This is a genomic window from Rhizobium sp. AC27/96, assembly GCF_001692325.1.
Taxonomy (GTDB): Bacteria; Pseudomonadota; Alphaproteobacteria; order Rhizobiales; family Rhizobiaceae; genus Rhizobium.
This window is the reverse complement of sequence record NZ_LXKN01000001.1, coordinates 759,708-776,093: the sequence shown is the minus strand read 5'-3', so window position 1 is coordinate 776,093 and position 16,386 is coordinate 759,708. Positions and strand designations below refer to the sequence as shown.

Genomic DNA, 16,386 nt, shown 5'->3' with positions numbered 1-16,386 from the left:
CTTAGAGACTTCCGGGCATGCCTGCTGAAAATTGATGTCTGAAATTAGTGCGCCATCACCTTAAGCGGCGTGACGGAGGCAACGGCGTCGAGCCGCAGGCCGGTATCCTGGGCGAAGAGGTGCGTGTGCTGCTGCGGCAGGTCGAGACCAACGGACTGGCCGGTCTGGCCGGTCGTGTGGTCCGATACAGCGACGGCGAAGCTCGATCCGTTGATATCGCAATGGATGACACGGCCGGCGCCGAGTTCTTCGACGAAATCAACGGTAGCCGGAATGGCGCCGGGCGTGCCTGCCGGCACGAGACGAGCATGTTCCGGACGGATGCCGAGGGCAACCGGCTGGCCGGCGTGACGCTTGCCGATATTGGCATCAATGCCGATCGGCAGGCCATCGAAGTTGAACTGCTCGCCGTTGGCCGAGAATGAGCCTTCCAGGAAATTCATGGCGGGCGAGCCGATAAAGGAGCCGACGAAACGGGTGCGCGGTGTGTTGTAGATTTCAAGGGGAGTGCCGACCTGCTCGACATTGCCCTTGTACATGACGACGAGCTTGTCGGCGAGCGTCATTGCTTCGACCTGGTCGTGGGTCACGAAAACCGAGGTGGCCGACAGGCGCTTGTGCAGGCGGCGGATCTCGACGCGCATCTGTACGCGCAGCTTGGCATCGAGGTTGGATAGCGGTTCGTCGAAGAGGAAGACCTTCGGTTCGCGGATGATGGCGCGACCCATGGCGACACGCTGGCGCTGGCCGCCGGAAAGCTCGGCCGGCTTGCGGGCAAGGAAATCCTCCAGGCCGACGATCTTGGCGGTTTCCTTGATGCGGCGATCGCGCTCGGCGCGCGGCACGCCGGCAACCTTCAGCGCGTAGCCCATGTTGGCGGCAACATCCATGTGCGGATAGAGCGCGTAGTTCTGGAAGACCATGGCGCAGCCGCGCTCGCGCGGCTCAAGCTGGTTGACGACCTTGCCGTCGATGACGATCTCGCCGGACGAAATATCCTCGAGGCCGGCAATCATGCGCAGCAGCGTGGACTTGCCACAGCCGGAAGGCCCGAGAATAACGACGAACTCGCCCGATCGGAAATTCAGGTCGACACCATGAACGACCTCATTGCGTCCATAGGCCTTGCGAACTTGTTCGATCCGAATTTCCGCCATATCAATTTTCCCCGTCTGTCAATTCTGGGCCGTCAATCGGCTGGACTGCTAGCGAATTTGCATTACAGAACAGTGACAAGGAACCTTATATCACAGGCAGTGACCAGATTCCTTCACGAGAGTTGCGTGTAGAATTTTCTTATGAAACGGGCGGTGGTGGAACCAATCCGCTACCCGCATCGTATACTGGTTCGGCGGCAACACAGCATTTGAAAAACCATACAGGCGACCGACAAGAACCATGACATCATCCAAGAGCGAGCCGAAACCCGTCCTCCTATGGTTTCGCAAGGATCTCCGCCTCGACGACAATCACGCTCTGCGGGCAGCGGTGACATCCGGGCGGCCTATCGTTCCCATCTATATCCAGGAGCCGGAAGCAAAAGGCTGTGGGCCGCTCGGGGCTGCACAACAATGGTGGCTGCATCATTCTCTCGCCGCCTTGGAGAAAAGTCTCCACGAGCTTGGCAGCAAGCTTGTTCTACGAACGGGCGATGCCCTGTCGGTCATCCAAAAGCTTGCCGAGGAAACCGATGCGGAGGCGATCGTCTGGAACCGCCGCTATGATCCCGCAGGCATGGCTGTGGATATGGACATCAAGAAGAGCTTGCGGGATGCCGGTTTCGAGGCAAACAGCTTTGCGGGCCAGCTGCTGCACGAACCGTCCCGCGTGCGCACCGGCACGGGCAATCCCTACAAGACCTATACGCCCTTCTGGCGGGCGCTGGAGCAATCCGGCGAGCCACCCTTTCCGATCGATGCCCCGGAAACACTGGAGGCACCCAGCCGCTGGCCCCAATCGGATTCGTTGGGCTCATGGGGGCTATTGCCCACCAAGCCGAACTGGGCCTCCGATTTCTACGATATGTGGACACCGGGCGAGGCTGCGGCGCGCGAGAAACTCACCGATTTCATCGAGTCTTCACTCGACAGCTACGCCGTCGATCGCGATTTTCCCGACAAGCCGGCAACATCGCTTCTGTCGCCACATCTGGCGCTCGGCGAGATCTCGCCTGCAAGGATCTGGCACGCCACGCGCGGTCTTCCCAAACATATTCCGACAGACAATATCGTTCGCTTTCGCAAGGAACTGGCGTGGCGGGAATTCTGCTATCACCAGCTCTTCCATTTCCCCAAACTCAATTCGGCCAACTGGAACGATCGCTATGACGATTTCCCATGGCGCTCGGATGCGACGCTGTTCGACAGCTGGCGGCGCGGGCAAACGGGATATCCGATCGTCGATGCCGGCATGCGGCAGCTCTGGCGCCATGGCTGGATGCACAATCGCGTCCGCATGATCGTCGCCTCCTTCCTGATCAAGGATCTGCTGATCGACTGGCGCGAAGGCGAGACCTGGTTTCGGGACACGCTTGTGGATGCAGATCCGGCGGCCAATGCCGCAAACTGGCAGTGGGTGGCGGGGTCCGGCGCCGATGCCTCACCCTTCTTCCGCATCTTCAATCCGGTGCTGCAGGGCGAAAAATTCGATGCCGATGGCGGCTATATCCGAACCTTCGTGCCGGAACTGGCCGACCTCGACGGCAAATATATCCATCGGCCCTTCGAGGCGCCTGACGATGTGCTGAAGCGCGCAGGGATAAGGCTTGGTGAGCATTATCCACGGCCAATCGTCGATCATGCCGTTGCACGGCGACGCGCGCTTGAAGCGCATGCATCACTGAAGACTGAATGATAAGCGCTATTCCGCCGGGTGCGGCGTTGCCCGTGTGCCGACGGACTGCCGCTTGCCGCCGCTTCCCAGAAAATATCGGACCATACGGAAATAAAGGCTATAGGGCAGCAGCCTCAGGAGCTTTGCCCGATAGACCATGCTCTTCGGGAAACTGATGTCGAAAGCCGCTGATTTCAATCCGGTAGCGATCACCTCTGCCGCTTCTTTAGCGGACAGAATGCCGGGCATGGCGAATTTGTTGTTCGCCGTCAGCGGCGTTTCGACATAGCCGAGGGTTATGAGCTGGATATGGATGCCCATGCGATCAAGCTCGAAGTTCAGGCTTTCTGCCATGTTGATGAGGGCAGCTTTGGTGGCGCCATAGGCTGCACAACCAGGAAGGCCGGCATAGCCCGCAAGGGAGGACACGAGCGCGACCTGGCCATAGCCCCTCGCCCGCATATGCCGCACCGCCGGAATGAGACAATTGACCACGCCATGGAGATTGACGGCAAAACTGCGGTCGAAAACTTCATGGTTCAGATCCTCGCCGCGCGCCGGCAGATAGATGCCCGCATTGAGGACTACCAGCGCGACCGCGCCGTGCTGATATTCGATGGCCGCAATGGTGTGTTCCATATCCTCGGCATTGGTGACGTCGCCATCCACCACGACGATGCTGCCGGGAAGGCCGTTTGCCTCGGCCTGCAATGCCAGAAGCTTGTCGTGGCTACGGGCCGTGACGGCCACCTTGTAGCCTTCTTCCGCCAGCTTCAGCGCCAGCGCACGGCCGATGCCGGAACTTGCGCCGGTGATCCAGACGACTCCATGTTCAGGACGTGCGATGAACGGGCTCATGGCTCTTCTCCTTGGCTGGCGACCGCCTATATCAAACGCTCAATCGCGGCCGTCCGTGGCATTTTAGAAATAGCGTATCATTGTGGCCGCTTTCGGCCAGTCTATCGGTTCGGCGCGGAAATCGATGTCACTTATCGGAGACTATTATTGGACCCGGTGATGCCCCGAAGAATGTCGCCCAAGACGAATTTTGCGGGCCGAACAAAGAGCGAGGAACAGAATTTCTTGCCTATATCGCCTTGTGAAGGGAAAAGACCGTTCTTACAGTAGTTGCGAACAGAAGGCAGATTCCATGACCGTCCATCCGTCCGTCCTCGAAGCAATTGGCAATACGCCGCTGATCAAGCTCAAGGGCGCCTCCGAGGCGACGGGCTCGACCATCCTTGGCAAGGCCGAATTCCTGAACCCCGGTCAGTCGGTCAAGGACCGCGCCGCGCTCTATATCATTCGCGATGCCGAGAAGAAGGGGCTGCTGAGGCCTGGCGGCGTCATCGTCGAGGGCACGGCCGGCAATACCGGCATCGGTCTGACGCTGGTCGCCAAGGCACTCGGCTATCGCACGGTCATCGTCATTCCGGAAACCCAGAGCCAGGAAAAGAAGGATGCGCTGAAGCTGCTCGGCGCTGAGCTGGTCGAGGTTCCCGCCGTTCCCTACAAGAACCCGAACAACTATGTGAAGGTCTCGGGTCGACTGGCCGAGCAACTGGCGAAGACCGAGCCGAACGGCGCGATCTGGGCGAACCAGTTCGACAACGTTGCCAATCGGCAAGCGCATATCGAGACGACCGCCAAGGAAATCTGGGACGATACGTCTGGCAAGATCGACGGCTTCATCTGCTCGGTCGGCTCCGGCGGCACATTGGCGGGCGTCGCCATGGGCCTGCATGGCTTCAACAAGGACATCAAGATCGGCATCGCCGACCCGGAAGGCGCCGCACTTTATGAGTTCTACAAAAACGGCGAGCTGAAATCGTCCGGTTCTTCGATCACCGAAGGCATCGGCCAGGGTCGCGTAACGGCCAATCTGGAAGGTTTCACGCCAGACTTCGCCTATCAAGTTACCGATGCCGAAGCCCTGCCCTATCTTTTCGATCTGGTCGAATATGAAGGCCTGTGCCTTGGCGGCTCGACAGCCATCAACATTGCCGGCGCCGTACGCCTCGCGAGAGACCTTGGCCCGGGACATACGGTGGTGACGATCCTGTGCGATTACGGCAATCGCTATCAGTCCAAGCTCTTCAATCCGGACTTCCTAAAGTCGAAGGGCCTGCCGCTGCCATCCTATCTTGCAAAGCGGACGGATATTTCCGTCCCCTATGAAACAGTAGCGTGATCTCATGACCGTGAATGCCCTCTACCGTGACGATTTCTACCTCTCGACCGCAGAGGCGGTGGTAACCGCGATCCACGAAGACGGGGGCATCGAGCTCGACCAGACCTGCTTTTACGCAACCTCGGGCGGACAGCCTGGTGATACCGGCTTCCTGGAACGCGGTGACGGTTCCAGGATCATGCTTGGGCAGACGAAGCATGGTCCGATCAAGGACATCATCATCCATGTGCCGCTCGAAGGCGAGCCCTTGCCCATCCTCGGCGAAAAGCTGGTGCTGCATATCGACTGGCCGCGACGCTACAAGCTGATGCGCATGCACACGGCCTGTCACCTGCTCTCGGTTGTCTGCCCCTACCCCATCACCGGCGCGGCGGTCGGCGAGGAAGAAAGCCGCGTCGATTTCGACATGAGCGAGACGATCGACAAGGACGAAGTGACGGCCAAGATGATGGCGCTCATCAATGAGAACCATCCCGTGTTCCTCCAGTGGATCACCGACGAGGAGCTGGCGGCCAACCCCGGCATCGTCAAATCCAAGAATGTGCGGCCGCCGATGGGGCTTGGCCGCGTCAGTCTTGTCTGCATCGGCGAAGATTCCGCCGTTGACAGCCAGCCCTGCGGCGGCACACATGTGTCCGAGACACAGGAAGTCGGGGCGATCCACATCGCCAAGATCGAAAAGAAGGGCAAGGAAAACCGCCGCTTCCGCATTCGCTTCGGTACGCCAACCGACGAAAACTGACACGGGCAAGCGCCGATAATCCCCACACAAATAACCACAGCAGGAGAGATCATCATGGCAGCGGACAAGAGCCGTTTCGTCGTATCCGCCGACTGGCTGCAGAGCGAGTTGGGTGCCAAGGACCTGCGCATCCTCGACGCGTCCTTCTATCTGCCGGCGCAGAAGCGCAATGCCGACGCCGAATATGCCAGCGGCCATATTCCGGGCGCCATCCGCTTCGATCAGGACAAGATATCGGATCATTCGACCAACCTGCCGCATATGGTGCCCTCACCCGAATTCTTTGCCACGGAAGTCGGCAAGCTCGGCATCAGCGAGACCGACCGCATCGTCATTTATGACGGCCCGGGTCTGTTTGCCTCGCCGCGCGTCTGGTGGCTATTCCACATCGTCATGGGTGCTCGGAACGTGTTCGTGCTAGACGGCGGCCTGGATGGCTGGAAGGCCGAGGGACGTCCGCTGGAAACAGCGCTACCTGCCTTCGAAGCGGCGACCTTCAAGCCGAAGTTCAACGGCAGCCGTGTCGTTTCCCTTGAAGAGATGCGTGGCATCGTCGACAGCCACGCCCTGCAGATCGCAGACGCACGCAGCGCCGGCCGCTTTGCAGCCGCAGAGCCGGAGCCGCGCGAAGGCATGCGCTCGGGCCATATGCCGGGAGCTCGTAACCTGCCATCGGGTGTGTTTGCCACGAACGGCAAGTTCAAGTCCTTGCCGGAACTGCGCGAGACGATCGAGAAGGCCGGCATCGATCTCGACAAGCCTGTCGTCACCACCTGCGGCTCGGGCATTACCGCAGCAATCATCACGCTGGCGCTCGAATCGCTCGGCCATGGCGACAACAAGCTCTATGACGGCTCCTGGTCGGAATGGGGCAGCCGCCCAGATACGCCCATCGTTACCGGTCAAGATTGAGCAGCGCGGTCGTGAAAACCCCTTCATCGATCAAGGTCCATATCACCCGTCTGGAAATGACGGCGCCGCCCAAGACCAGTCTGGCGGTGCCGGTCAACATCCAGACGGCCATCATGCGTTCTCCGGGCATTCCGCTGCCCTTCTATCGTTATCTCTATCGCCAGGTCGGCGCTCGCTGGCATTGGGTCGACCGGCTTCGCCTCTCCGACGAGGAATTGGCGTCGGCCCTCCACGACCCGCGCAATGACATCAGCGTGCTCTACGTCAACGGCGCACCGGGCGGCTTCTTCGAATATTTCCGTCAGGATGAAGAGACGATCGAGCTCAGCCATTTCGGCCTCATCGAAAATGCGCTCGGCCTCGGCATCGGCAAATGGTTCCTGCTCCAGTCGCTCTACGCGATCTGGGCGCTGAACCCGCAACGCATCGTGACGACGACGAACAATCTCGACCATCCGCGAGCCCTGCAGCTCTACCAGATGTTCGGCTTCTCGCCGACGTCAACCGGCGAAGGCATCGTCCGCCCAATGAGCGACAAGGAATTGCTGGAGCTTTCCAAGAAGGGTTAGCGCATTTGCGACGGCAGGAATCGGGTGGCTTCCCGCGCTGGTCCGGAGCATCACATGGTAAACCTCAAAAGGAGCTTTGCCATGCCTTCCGTCACCTTTGCAGCCATGCCCACATCCGATGCCGAAATTCTCTGGAACGGTGGTGCCGACGCCTATGGTCACCAGCCGGAGACCATGATCTCCGATGGCCCTGGCCATCCCTGCCGCCATTGCCTGCACAATATCGCGGCCGGCGAAGAGCTTTTCGTCTTTGCCTACCGGCCCTTCCCGGAATTGCAGCCCTACGCCGAAACCGGCCCGATCTTCCTGCACAAGACGCCCTGCAAGCGATACGAAGCGGCAGAAATCCTGCCGCCGGTGCTGGCGACCAGCCGCGACTTCATCGTGCGTGGTTATGGGAAGAACAACCGCATCGTCTATGGCACCGGCGCTGTAACGCCGACAGGGGATATTCCTGCCTATGCCGCCACGCTGCTCGAACGTCCTGACATCGCCTATGTCCACGTCCGCTCGGCGCGCAACAACTGCTATCAGTGCCGGATCGATAAAACCGAAACGCCGGCATACACAGATGCCGGCGTTTCCATCTGACGTACGCGCGATGGGCTTTACGCGACGTTCAGAATGCTTTCGGGCGCTACAGCCTCGTAACCCAAGGCTTCGGCCACCGGCTTGTTGGTGACGCGGCCCTTGTGCACATTGAGGCCATTGCGGAGGTGCTTGTCTTCCGCGATGGCGCGCAAGCCGCGATCGGCCAAGGCCAGACCGTGATAGATGGTGGCGTTATTCAGCGCGTGCGCCGAGGTGACCGGAACAGCGCCCGGCATGTTGGCGACACAATAGTGCACGACGCCCTCGACCACGTAAGTCGGGTCGGAATGGGTCGTCGCATGCGAGGTTTCGAAGCAGCCGCCCTGATCGATGGCGACGTCGACAATGACCGAGCCTTTCTTCATGCCGGACAGCATCTCATGCGTGACGAGTTTCGGCGCGGCGGCACCGGGGATCAGAACTGCGCCGATGACCAGGTCGGCGGAGAAGACTTCCTCTTCCAGCGCCTGAATGCTGGAATAGCGGGTGTGGACGCGGCCGTTGAAGATATCGTCCAGCTGGCGCAGGCGCGGCAACGAGCGGTCGAGGATGCTGACGTCGGCACCGAGGCCGGCCGCCATCTTGGCCGCATGCAGGCCGACGACACCACCGCCGATGATGGTGACCTTGGCCGGCAGAACGCCCGGCACGCCGCCGAGCAGGATGCCGAGGCCGCCATTGGCCTTCTGCAGGGCCGTGGCACCCGCCTGAATCGACAGGCGGCCGGCAACCTCGGACATCGGCGCCAGCAGCGGCAGGCCGCCACGCTCGTCGGTGACGGTCTCATAGGCAATTGCGGTCACGCCCGAAGCGAGCAGTCCCTTGGTCTGCTCCGGATCCGGCGCCAGATGCAGATAGGTGTAGAGAAGCTGGCCCTCACGAAGCTGCGCCCATTCGGAGGGTTGCGGCTCCTTGACCTTCACGATCATGTCGCACTTGTCGAAAATATCCTTGGCGCTGGCGGCGATCTTGGCGCCGGCGGCAATATAGGCATGATCGTCGGCACCGATGCCGGCACCGGCCTTCGTCTCGACCCAGACCTCGTGGCCATGGGCGACATATTCACGAACGGATGCCGGCGTCAGGCCGACGCGATATTCGTGGTTCTTGATTTCCTTGGGGCAACCAACGCGCATTTCATTCCTCCTCGAATGGTTTTGCGTCTGCAATCTCTCCAGGGGAAATCAGACCACCTCCGCTCTGCAATGTCCTTGCAAAGACGATTTGCGCTACCATCATTTTTCGTGAATTATTGCGCCAACAAGAGTTTTTTCGAAGGATCTTCGAATGTCCGACCTCGACGCCATAGATCATTCGATTCTGCGGATACTGCAGCAGAATGCGCGGATGACCAATTCGGAACTCGCCGAGAAGGTCGGCCTGTCGCCATCGGCCTGCTCGCGCCGGCTCGATATCCTGGAAAAGAATGGTGTCATCGACGGCTATCATGCGCATCTGTCGCACAAGGCTCTGGACTACAAGATGATCGCCTTCGTGCATATCTCGCTGTCCGGCCAGTTCGCCAAGACGCTTTCGGAGTTCGAAACGGCCGTGAAGCGCTGTCCGAACGTGCTCTCCTGCTACCTCATGTCGGGGGAATACGACTACATATTGCGCGTCGCCACGCGCGATCTCGAAGACTATGAGCGCATCCACCGCGACTGGCTTTCGGCGCTGCCGCATGTCGTGAAGATCAATTCCAGCTTCGCCCTGCGCGAAATCATCGACCGGCCGAATGTCGGTCTCTGACCCCTATCAGCGCAGATCCAGCAGCAATGCGCGGTGATCCGACACTTCGGGCTCGGCCACGGGGTCGAAATTGATTACCTCGACATCAGGTGTCACCAGCATGTAGTCGGCAAAGCGCGGCTGTTTTTTGTAGTAAGATGTGCGGGTATCGTCATGCCCCCGCGAGGTGACGAGATCGGTAAGACCAAGAGCGCCGAGGATATCGAATGTCTCGCTGCCGGGCAGCAGGTTGAAATCGCCGCAAACGACCAACCGGTCCCCCTCCCGCCTCACCTGTTGGATGATTTCGACCAGCGCATTTGCCTGATGACGGCGGGCTGGCGTATCGCCTTTGCCGACTGTGTCCCGAAGGCCGTGCATCTGAGTGATGGTGATGGGGCACCCGCGATCGTAGTCGAAAAGGCGGATGCAATGCGCATTGCGGGGCCGCGGATGCTCTCCCCAGCCATCCGGCGAAAACTCTCCATGGACGAAACCCGCCACCTGAGCGATGACCGGATATGTTTTGCGCACAAAGGTTGCCAGGCCGAATTCGGAGGTAATTCGCCGATCTCCATCGAAAAGATCGCCGCGTGCAAACGGGAGAAAGGTCCCATCATGGCCCGGCAAGGCGGCCTTCAGCTCCTCGAACAGATTAACCCGTTGCTGAAGCTCGACGCCGTGATCGCGGTAGGTCAACCATTCGGCTTGGGATCCCGGTGTCTGGCCCACCTCTTGAAGGCAAAGAACATCCGCATCGATGCCGACCAAATACGGCATCAGCCGCTCATGCAGCAGCCCGCCCCAAGCATTTAGCGAAACGATACGCAAAATCCTGCTTCCTTATATCATCCATCCGCGCTGACATCCGATGCTCAAACCCGCGGGACATCCGGCAAAGTATCGACCTGACTATCGTCACTTCGGTACCGATTCGATACGACCGTCTACAATTTTAGCGATTATGCTAAGCATGTTTCAATGCAAGCCTGCTATCCCGAAAGAGAAAAGTGTATGAGCCGGGATAACATCATGCAGCTCTCTTCCAAATCTCTCGTTCAAGACAATCTCAAGATCAAGTCCCGAGGTTCGCCGCGCCAATATGCCCGGCTAACCGGCCAGGTGCGGTATTTCACCAAGCTTGTCGCAGGGCGGGTCGTCAACATTTCTACGAGTGGAATCGCTCTCGATCTGCAGGGACCGCTCTATGCGGCCGCGGGCAGCAAGGTTCGCGTCGAATGCGACGATATCGGCCTGCTGGATGGCTTCGTGCGCTGGGCCCATAACGGCCGCATCGGCATCGAATTCGATCGCTCGTCCAACGCCTCGGCAAAGGTCGCTTCCTATTTCCGCTTTTTCCACAAGGACATAAAGCCGGTTCTGAAACGCTGACAGGCGGCGGAAAGCTGCCGCCCGCCATCCACAATAAGCCTGTCACATTACTGGTGCACACCTTCGCAAATCGTCCTAATCTCCCTCACCCGAGAGATGATCGCGGGACCATAGCCCCATTGTAGAAGGAGTGTTTCATGTCTTCCATTCTGGATTTGCCCAGTATGTCGCGCCGTTCCCTGCTGCAGGGCCTCAGTGCCACTGCGGCCCTGATCATGCTGCATCCCTTTGCAGCGCGCGCGGCCGGCAACCAGGCGCATCTGCGTCTCATGGAAACCACTGACATCCACGTCAACGTCTTCCCCTACGATTACTATGCCGACAAGCCGAACGACACGATGGGTCTGACGCGTACCGCAACGATCATCGACAACATCCGTGCTGAAGCCACCAACTCGCTGCTGATCGACAATGGCGACGTGCTGCAGGGCAACCCGATGGGCGATTATATGGCCTATCAGCACGGCATGAAGGACGGCGACGTCCATCCCGTGATTAAGGCGATGAACACGCTCGGCTATTCCGTTGGAACGCTCGGCAACCACGAATTCAATTACGGCCTCGACTTCATGTTCAAGGTGCTGGCCGGCGCGAACTTCCCCTTCGTCTGCGCCAACCTGACCAAGGGTCAGCTTGCCTCCGATCCGACGAAGGACGACCTGTTCTTCAAGCCCTATCTGATCCAGGAAAAGAAGATCAAGGACGGATCAGGCAATGAAAGCCCGATCAAGATCGGCTTCATCGGCTTCGTGCCGCCGCAGATCATGCTCTGGGACATCAAGAACCTCGAAGGCAAGGCGCAGACGCGGGATATCGTCGAGGCCGCCAAGGCCTGGGTGCCTGTCATGAAGGCCGAAGGCGCCGACATCATCATCGCTCTCTCGCATTCCGGTATCGACGGCAGCGGCCCGAGCGACAAGATGGAAAACGCCTCGCTCTACGTGGCGGCTGTCGATGGTATCGACGCCGTCTTCACCGGCCACCAGCATCTCGTCTTTCCTGGCCCGAAGACCTGGGACGGCATCAAGGATGCCGATCCGGTGAAGGGCACGCTGCATGGCAAGCCTGCCGTCATGGCCGGCTTCTGGGGCTCGCATCTCGGCCTCATCGATCTGCTGCTCGAAAAGGACGGCAAGAGCTGGAAGATCGTCGATTTCACCTCCGAGGCACGGCCGATCTACCATCGCGACGACAAGAAGAAGGTCATCGCCGATGTTGCCGACAAGAAGGAAGTGGTGGAAGCGGCCAAGGCCGAGCATGAAGCGACGCTGACCTATGTCCGCACGCCCGTCGGCAAGACCTCCGCGCCGCTCTACTCATACTTCGCGCTGGTCGCGGACGATCCATCCGTCCAGATCGTCAGCCAGGCGCAGGTCTGGTACATCAAGGAGATGCTGAAGGAGACACAGTACAAGGACCTGCCGGTTCTTTCGGCTGCGGCGCCCTTCAAGTGCGGCGGCCGCAACGGCGCCGACTACTACACGGATGTTCCGGCCGGCAATATCGCCATCAAGAACGTAGCCGACCTCTACCTCTATCCCAATACGGTGCAGGCCGTCGTCATCAACGGCGCGCAGGTCAAGAACTGGCTGGAAATGTCGGCTGCCATGTTCAACCAGGTCAAGCCCGGCGCCAAGGATGCCGATCTCATCAACAACGCCTTCCCGTCCTACAATTTCGACGTGATCGACGGTGTTACCTATCAGATCGACGTGTCGCAGCCGCGCCGCTTCGGCGATGACGGCAAGGTTCTGAATGCCGATTCGAACCGCATCCAGAACCTGCAGTTCGACGGCAAGCCGATTGATCCCACGCAGAAATTCGTCGTGGTCAGCAACAACTATCGCGCCGGCGGCGGCGGCAATTTCCCGGAGATCGGCGCCGACAAGGTCGTCTACCAGGCCCCCGACACCAACCGCGACGTCATCGTGCGCTATGTGCACGATCAGGGCACGATCAATCCGACTGCCGACGGAAACTGGACCTTCAAGCCGCTGCCGGGCACGACAGCGGTGTTCCAGAGCTCGCCAAAGGCCAAGGATTTCCTGGATCAGGTGAAGAGCGTGAAGATCGAAGACGCCGGCGAAGGCGCCGACGGCTTCCGCAATTACCGGCTGGTGCTGTAAGACTGCAGAACATCGCCCTCTCCCCGTCTCGGGGAGAGGGTCCTCATTCGGCTGCCAGCTGCGTCTCTTCCGGATGAAACATCTCGACCGCCGCCTTGAAATCCGCCTGGTTCGGGCAGCGGGAAAGGCGTGAGCTGAAGGCTTCGATCATCCAGGCCGCAGCCGGACCGGGAGGGTTATCGAGCTTGCGAACCGCATAGATCGGATATTCGCTCTGGTCGTAGGCATCGAGCGCCAGCGGCACCAGACGCCCCTTCTGCAAATCCTCCATGATGAACGAGGCCGGTAGCCCACCCCAACCAAGCCCGCCGCGGATCAACTGATGCTTGGTGGCGATATCGCTGACATGCCAGATCTTGTAGGACAGGACATTGAAATCCTTGCCGTTCGTGAGGCTTGAGGCATCGGTGACGACCAGCTGCACTTCCTCGCGCACATCGGCCAGCGCCAGCGGCCGCCCGAGACGGGCGAGCGGATGCGTGGGCGCTGCGACCGGCAACATGAAGGAATGGCCGATGCGCTCGATGACCAATGCATCATCCTGCTTCAATATCGAGCCGCCAATACCGATCGTCGATTTGCCGCTGGTAACCAGCTCCAGCATCGAACCAAGCTCACCGGTATCAAGACGCAGCGACACAAAGGGGAAGCGGTCACGGAATTCCCGCAGCACGTCGACGGTGGCATGGACCGGCACCATGACGCTGATGGCAACGGACACTTCGGCCTCGAGCCCGGTCTTCAAGCCCTTCACCCTGGCGCGCATCACCTGAAGGTCCGACAGGATGCGCCGCGCATCCTCTAGCATCACCCTGCCCGCATCCGTCAATTTCGGCTGGCGCGAGCCGGAGCGCTCGAACAGCGGCATTTCAAGCTGCGCCTCCAGATTGGCGATCGTATAGCTAATCACCGACTGGGCACGGTTGAGCACGCGTGAGGCAGCCGAAAAACTGCCGGATTCCGCAACGGTCAGAAAGACCTGCAATTGGTCGAGGGTGGGATTGGGGAGCATCTGCCATCCATTCTATCGATAACTATGATCCATATTATCACAGTTTTTCTCGATGGCACTGAGGACTTATCTCTTTGGGGGAAGGTCATCGGGTTCTCCCGCCCGATTTCGCAACTCATTGAAAAGGAATAACGACATGTCCTCCATTCTGCTTCTGACATCCAGCCCGCGCACTGACTCGCTCTCCACCAAGATCGCCACCGAACTTGCCGAGAAGATCAAGGCAAACAACCCGGGCAAGACCATCGTTCACCGCGACCTCGCCGCCGACGCGCTGCCGCATATCGACGGCCCTTTCACGGCCGCGATCCGCACGCCCGTTGACGCTCGCACACCTGAGCAGAACGAACTGGTGAAGGTTTCCGACGCGCTCGTCGACGAACTGCTCGCTGCCGACACAGTGGTCATCGGCACTGGCCTCATCAACTTCAACATCTATTCGTCGCTGAAGACCTGGATCGATAACATCGCCCGCGCTGGCCGTACCTTCACCTACACCGAAACCGGCCCAAAGGGCCTGGCTACCGGCAAGAAGGCCTACATCGTTCTCGCATCCGGCGGCGTTTATTCCGAAGGCCCGGCCGCTCCGCTGAACCACGCCGTTCCCTATCTGAAGTCGGTTCTCGCTTTCATCGGCATCACCGAAGTCGAGACCGTCTATGTCGAAGGCATTGCCTTTGGTCCGGAAGCAGTCGAGAAGGCAATCGGTGCCGCTCAGGCCCGCGCATCCGAATTGGCGCTTGCTGCCTAATCGACGGCGCTACCCAAGCATTGAAGGCGGTCGGCATTTGTCGGCCGCCTTTTCATTTTCATTCGGCCTTCGCCAAACTCTTCACGAACTGGTTCACCGTCTCCAGAATTTCACTGGAGAGCGTTTCGTCGTTGGCCACGCGCGCGAGACCTACGGCGCCGGTCATCAGGCAGGATGCGATAATCGCCTTCTGCCTGGCATCGATCGTTTCCGGCTGCGGCATACGCGCCGTCATGGCATCGAAATTCTTCCGTAGCCCTTCCGTTGCGATGGTGCGGACAGCCTCGCTGCTGCGGGCCATGTCTGCCGTCAATGCGGCGTAGGCACAGCCCTCACCGCAATGATCCCGATGATTTTCGCTGAGATAGATATCGACATACTCATCCAGCGGTATCAGTGCGGGATCGATGCCTTTCTCTTCCTGCTGCTTCCGCCAAGATTCGACAGCCGATTGCACCGCCTCCGCCACCAGCTCATCGCGGGAGGCAAAATGCTTGTAGAAGCCGCCGACGGTTAGCCCGGCCTCCTTCATCAGATCCGCGACGCCGATCCCGTCCAGCCCCTCCTCTCGCAGGCGTCTCGCGGCAAGCTCGACGATGCGTTCATGCGTCTTCTGTTTTTCCAATTGTGAACGGCCCATCGAGATTCCTTTCCGCTCAGCCTTGACAAAATGGATTACGAACATAATCCTTATAGAGAACGATCATAATCCAGATCGTGAGAAAAGCCAACAGGAGCTATGAATATGCGTCTCAAGAACAAGGTCGCCGTCATCACGGGCGGAAACAGCGGCATCGGCCTCGCTACAGCCCGTCTCTTCCTCGCAGAGGGTGCGAAGGTCGTCATAACAGGCCGCAACCTGCAAACGCTTGCAGCGGTCGCAAAGGAACTGGGTGACAACGTTCTGGCCTTGCAGGCCGACACGACAGACATTCCCGCAATGGAGAAAGCTTTCGCCGAAGCCGCGGAGAAATTCGGAAAATTCGACGTGGTTTTCGCAAACGCCGGCATTGCAGGCGAAACCGCCCTGGGCGGAACGACGCTCGAGCAATTTGAAAACATCGTGCGCATCAACTTCACCGGTGTCTTCTTTACCGTTCAGGCCGCTCTGCCCTATCTGAACGATGGCTCCTCGGTGATCCTGAACGGCTCCGTACATGCCGTACTCGGCATTCCCGGCTATTCGGCCTATGCGGGCACAAAGGGCGCCGTGCGCGCCATGGTCCGCAATTTGGCTTCAGAACTTGCGCCACGCGGCATCCGCGTCAACCAGGTGACACCGGGCGCCACCAGAACCCCCATCTGGGATTCGCGATCGGCAACGCCCGATGCCAAGGACGCACTTGAAACCTATCTCGGCAGCTTGAGCCCGCTCGGCCGCATGAGCGAGGCCGACGAGCTTGCCAGGGCCGCCCTCTATCTCGCATCGGACGATTCCGTCAATGTCACGGCGATCGAAATCACCGTCGACGGCGGCGCCATCAACGCCCCTTCGGGCGCCAAGATATTCCGTCAGGGTTGAGCGAGAAAATCGGACAGG

The 16,386-nt window shown here is 59.6% G+C and carries 17 protein-coding genes; 11 read left to right on the top strand and 6 right to left on the bottom strand.

The window, feature by feature from the left end:
* Nucleotides 1-44: 44 nt before the first annotated feature.
* Complete coding sequence (locus tag A6U86_RS03850; protein WP_068386167.1) at nucleotides 45-1,157, bottom strand: sn-glycerol-3-phosphate import ATP-binding protein UgpC; 1,113 nt, start codon at nucleotides 1,155-1,157, stop codon at nucleotides 45-47.
* Between the two features lie 241 nt (nucleotides 1,158-1,398).
* Here A6U86_RS03850 and A6U86_RS03845 point away from each other — a divergent pair, with 241 nt between their 5' ends.
* Nucleotides 1,399-2,853, top strand: coding sequence for a deoxyribodipyrimidine photo-lyase (locus tag A6U86_RS03845; RefSeq protein ID WP_068386163.1), 1,455 nt, complete (start codon nucleotides 1,399-1,401; stop codon nucleotides 2,851-2,853).
* A 6-nt stretch (nucleotides 2,854-2,859) separates the two neighbouring features.
* Here the strand turns inward: A6U86_RS03845 and A6U86_RS03840 are convergent, their stop codons facing one another.
* Nucleotides 2,860-3,690 (bottom strand): SDR family oxidoreductase, encoded by an 831-nt coding sequence (locus A6U86_RS03840; RefSeq protein WP_068386158.1) that lies wholly within the window; start codon nucleotides 3,688-3,690, stop codon nucleotides 2,860-2,862.
* A gap of 292 nt (nucleotides 3,691-3,982) precedes the next feature.
* On the opposite strand from A6U86_RS03840, the gene A6U86_RS03835 reads away from it, so the two are divergent.
* The 5 genes from A6U86_RS03835 to A6U86_RS03815 all read left to right on the top strand — a co-directional run bounded on the left by A6U86_RS03835 (nucleotide 3,983) and on the right by A6U86_RS03815 (nucleotide 7,837).
* Complete coding sequence (locus tag A6U86_RS03835; RefSeq protein WP_068386156.1) at nucleotides 3,983-5,023, top strand: cysteine synthase A; 1,041 nt, start codon at nucleotides 3,983-3,985, stop codon at nucleotides 5,021-5,023.
* 4 nt (nucleotides 5,024-5,027) lie between these two features.
* Nucleotides 5,028-5,765 (top strand): alanyl-tRNA editing protein, encoded by a 738-nt coding sequence (locus tag A6U86_RS03830; RefSeq protein WP_068386155.1) that lies wholly within the window; start codon nucleotides 5,028-5,030, stop codon nucleotides 5,763-5,765.
* A 54-nt stretch (nucleotides 5,766-5,819) separates the two neighbouring features.
* Nucleotides 5,820-6,677, top strand: a complete 858-nt coding sequence (gene sseA / locus A6U86_RS03825) for a 3-mercaptopyruvate sulfurtransferase (protein WP_068386153.1) — start codon at nucleotides 5,820-5,822, stop codon at nucleotides 6,675-6,677.
* Nucleotides 6,632-7,246: a GNAT family N-acetyltransferase gene (locus A6U86_RS03820; RefSeq protein ID WP_068386149.1), complete on the top strand. Its 615-nt coding sequence runs from the start codon at nucleotides 6,632-6,634 to the stop codon at nucleotides 7,244-7,246. The genes sseA and A6U86_RS03820 overlap by 46 nt, the downstream gene beginning before the upstream one ends.
* 81 nt (nucleotides 7,247-7,327) lie before the next feature.
* Complete coding sequence (locus A6U86_RS03815; protein WP_068387826.1) at nucleotides 7,328-7,837, top strand: DUF1203 domain-containing protein; 510 nt, start codon at nucleotides 7,328-7,330, stop codon at nucleotides 7,835-7,837.
* Nucleotides 7,838-7,854: 17 nt separating this feature from the next.
* On the opposite strand, the gene ald is transcribed toward A6U86_RS03815, so the two are convergent.
* Complete coding sequence (gene ald, locus A6U86_RS03810; RefSeq protein WP_068386147.1) at nucleotides 7,855-8,973, bottom strand: alanine dehydrogenase; 1,119 nt, start codon at nucleotides 8,971-8,973, stop codon at nucleotides 7,855-7,857.
* Between the two features lie 151 nt (nucleotides 8,974-9,124).
* On the opposite strand from ald, the gene A6U86_RS03805 reads away from it, so the two are divergent.
* Nucleotides 9,125-9,586, top strand: a complete 462-nt coding sequence (locus A6U86_RS03805; protein ID WP_068386146.1) for an Lrp/AsnC family transcriptional regulator — start codon at nucleotides 9,125-9,127, stop codon at nucleotides 9,584-9,586.
* Nucleotides 9,587-9,592: 6 nt separating this feature from the next.
* Here A6U86_RS03805 and A6U86_RS03800 read toward each other — a convergent pair whose 3' ends face one another.
* Nucleotides 9,593-10,396: an endonuclease/exonuclease/phosphatase family protein gene (locus A6U86_RS03800; RefSeq protein ID WP_068386145.1), complete on the bottom strand. Its 804-nt coding sequence runs from the start codon at nucleotides 10,394-10,396 to the stop codon at nucleotides 9,593-9,595.
* 201 nt (nucleotides 10,397-10,597) lie between these two features.
* On the opposite strand from A6U86_RS03800, the gene A6U86_RS03795 reads away from it, so the two are divergent.
* Together A6U86_RS03795 and A6U86_RS03790 are read left to right on the top strand one after the other, a co-directional pair.
* Entirely contained in the window at nucleotides 10,598-10,957 is a 360-nt protein-coding gene (locus A6U86_RS03795; RefSeq protein ID WP_068387821.1) for a PilZ domain-containing protein, read from the top strand.
* Between the two features lie 137 nt (nucleotides 10,958-11,094).
* Nucleotides 11,095-13,083: a bifunctional 2',3'-cyclic-nucleotide 2'-phosphodiesterase/3'-nucleotidase gene (locus A6U86_RS03790; protein WP_068386144.1), complete on the top strand. Its 1,989-nt coding sequence runs from the start codon at nucleotides 11,095-11,097 to the stop codon at nucleotides 13,081-13,083.
* A gap of 43 nt (nucleotides 13,084-13,126) precedes the next feature.
* Here the strand turns inward: A6U86_RS03790 and A6U86_RS03785 are convergent, their stop codons facing one another.
* On the bottom strand, nucleotides 13,127-14,095 hold the full coding sequence (locus tag A6U86_RS03785; RefSeq protein ID WP_068386143.1) for a LysR family transcriptional regulator: 969 nt from the start codon (nucleotides 14,093-14,095) through the stop codon (nucleotides 13,127-13,129).
* A 136-nt stretch (nucleotides 14,096-14,231) separates the two neighbouring features.
* Here A6U86_RS03785 and A6U86_RS03780 point away from each other — a divergent pair, with 136 nt between their 5' ends.
* A complete protein-coding gene (locus A6U86_RS03780; protein ID WP_068386142.1) occupies nucleotides 14,232-14,846 on the top strand; it encodes an FMN-dependent NADH-azoreductase in 615 nt (204 codons plus the stop codon).
* A gap of 58 nt (nucleotides 14,847-14,904) precedes the next feature.
* Here the strand turns inward: A6U86_RS03780 and A6U86_RS03775 are convergent, their stop codons facing one another.
* On the bottom strand, nucleotides 14,905-15,486 hold the full coding sequence (locus A6U86_RS03775) for a TetR/AcrR family transcriptional regulator (protein WP_068387818.1): 582 nt from the start codon (nucleotides 15,484-15,486) through the stop codon (nucleotides 14,905-14,907).
* Nucleotides 15,487-15,591: 105 nt separating this feature from the next.
* Here A6U86_RS03775 and A6U86_RS03770 point away from each other — a divergent pair, with 105 nt between their 5' ends.
* Nucleotides 15,592-16,368 carry an SDR family NAD(P)-dependent oxidoreductase gene (locus A6U86_RS03770; protein WP_068387815.1) on the top strand — a complete coding sequence of 259 codons (777 nt, stop codon included), beginning with the start codon at nucleotides 15,592-15,594 and terminating at the stop codon, nucleotides 16,366-16,368.
* Nucleotides 16,369-16,386: the final 18 nt, after the last annotated feature.

Excerpts from the sequence above, each read along its gene's own strand:
- A6U86_RS03850 (WP_068386167.1), bottom strand. The coding sequence starts at position 1,157 with ATGGCGGAAATTCGGATCGAACAAGTTCGCAAGGCCTATGGACGCAAT.
- A6U86_RS03845 (WP_068386163.1), top strand. The coding sequence starts at position 1,399 with ATGACATCATCCAAGAGCGAGCCGAAACCCGTCCTCCTATGGTTTCGC.
- A6U86_RS03840 (WP_068386158.1), bottom strand. The coding sequence starts at position 3,690 with ATGAGCCCGTTCATCGCACGTCCTGAACATGGAGTCGTCTGGATCACC.
- A6U86_RS03835 (WP_068386156.1), top strand. The coding sequence starts at position 3,983 with ATGACCGTCCATCCGTCCGTCCTCGAAGCAATTGGCAATACGCCGCTG.
- A6U86_RS03830 (WP_068386155.1), top strand. The coding sequence starts at position 5,028 with ATGACCGTGAATGCCCTCTACCGTGACGATTTCTACCTCTCGACCGCA.
- sseA (WP_068386153.1), top strand. The coding sequence starts at position 5,820 with ATGGCAGCGGACAAGAGCCGTTTCGTCGTATCCGCCGACTGGCTGCAG.
- A6U86_RS03820 (WP_068386149.1), top strand. The coding sequence starts at position 6,632 with ATGGGGCAGCCGCCCAGATACGCCCATCGTTACCGGTCAAGATTGAGC.
- A6U86_RS03815 (WP_068387826.1), top strand. The coding sequence starts at position 7,328 with ATGCCTTCCGTCACCTTTGCAGCCATGCCCACATCCGATGCCGAAATT.
- ald (WP_068386147.1), bottom strand. The coding sequence starts at position 8,973 with ATGCGCGTTGGTTGCCCCAAGGAAATCAAGAACCACGAATATCGCGTC.
- A6U86_RS03805 (WP_068386146.1), top strand. The coding sequence starts at position 9,125 with ATGTCCGACCTCGACGCCATAGATCATTCGATTCTGCGGATACTGCAG.
- A6U86_RS03795 (WP_068387821.1), top strand. The coding sequence starts at position 10,598 with ATGCAGCTCTCTTCCAAATCTCTCGTTCAAGACAATCTCAAGATCAAG.
- A6U86_RS03790 (WP_068386144.1), top strand. The coding sequence starts at position 11,095 with ATGTCTTCCATTCTGGATTTGCCCAGTATGTCGCGCCGTTCCCTGCTG.
- A6U86_RS03785 (WP_068386143.1), bottom strand. The coding sequence starts at position 14,095 with ATGCTCCCCAATCCCACCCTCGACCAATTGCAGGTCTTTCTGACCGTT.
- A6U86_RS03780 (WP_068386142.1), top strand. The coding sequence starts at position 14,232 with ATGTCCTCCATTCTGCTTCTGACATCCAGCCCGCGCACTGACTCGCTC.
- A6U86_RS03775 (WP_068387818.1), bottom strand. The coding sequence starts at position 15,486 with ATGGGCCGTTCACAATTGGAAAAACAGAAGACGCATGAACGCATCGTC.
- A6U86_RS03770 (WP_068387815.1), top strand. The coding sequence starts at position 15,592 with ATGCGTCTCAAGAACAAGGTCGCCGTCATCACGGGCGGAAACAGCGGC.